At 64.7% G+C, this 1,018-nt stretch carries 1 protein-coding gene; it reads right to left on the minus strand.

Going from position 1 to position 1,018, the window contains the following annotated elements:
* Positions 1-940: IS110 family RNA-guided transposase (locus ABRA89_RS20380; RefSeq protein ID WP_349943333.1), on the minus strand; the 940-nt coding region annotated here is incomplete at its 3' end.
* Positions 941-1,018: the final 78 nt, after the last annotated feature.

Genomic DNA, 1,018 nt, shown 5'->3' on the forward strand with positions numbered 1-1,018 from the left:
TCACGAGCATGCGCGGCTTGCGCGCCAGCATCTGCTCGAGCCACGAGCCTTTGGCCGCTCCGCGTCGCACGGCTTGGATAATGACGGCGCTCGCGCCGATGATTAGAAGTCGCCGCAGCGTTCGCTCGCCCATCTTCGACGTCGCGCCCAGCTTCTGCTTGCCGCCCGTCGAGTGCTGACGCGGTGTCAGGCCGAGCCAGGCAGCGAAGTCACGGCCCTTGGCAAACGTTTCGGCCGCCGGCGCCAACGCGATCAGCGCCGTGGCCGTGATCGGGCCGATCCCCGGAATGGTCGTGAGCCGCCGCGCCGTCTTGTCCTCACGGGCCCTCGTCGCGATCTCCTGGTCGAGACCCGCGATACGCTCATCGAGATCGGCGAGGAGATCCAGCATGACCCGGAACATCGCAACGGCCGCCGGCGGCAGCGAGGCGCCCATCTCCTCATCGAGAAGATCACCCAGCATCGAGACGTGGGACGCTCCCTTCGGTGCCACCCAGCCGTACTCGGTCAGATGCCCACGGATCGCGTTGATGAGTTGTGTGCGCTGGCGGACCAGAAGATCGCGCGTGCGGAACACGAGGGCAGAGGCTTGCTGCTCTTCACTCTTCACGGCCACAAAACGCATGGTCGGACGCTGCGCCGCTTCGCAGATCGCCTCCGCATCGACCGCATCGTTCTTTTGCCGCTTCACGAAAGGCTTCACGTAGGCCGGTGGGATCAGCCGAACCTCGTGTCCGAGTGCCATCAGTTCCCGAGCCCAATGATGCGCGCCGCCGCAGGCTTCCAGCGCAACCATGCAGCGCGGCTGTGCGGCGAAGAAATCGAGCACCTTCGCTCGTGTCAGACGCTTCGAGAACATGCCTCGCCCCCGTTCGTCAGCACCATGCGCGTGAAAAACGTTCTTCGCGATATCAAGACCGATCGTGGTAACCTCAGGCACGGACGCCTCCTTCGAGTGATGTTCAACACCCTCACTCTGGCACATCGATGCCGCCGGGGGCGTCCACCCCATCACCCA

Origin of the sequence: Fulvimarina thalattae (genome assembly GCF_040239565.1) — a bacterium.
Taxonomy (GTDB): domain Bacteria; phylum Pseudomonadota; class Alphaproteobacteria; order Rhizobiales; family Rhizobiaceae; genus Fulvimarina.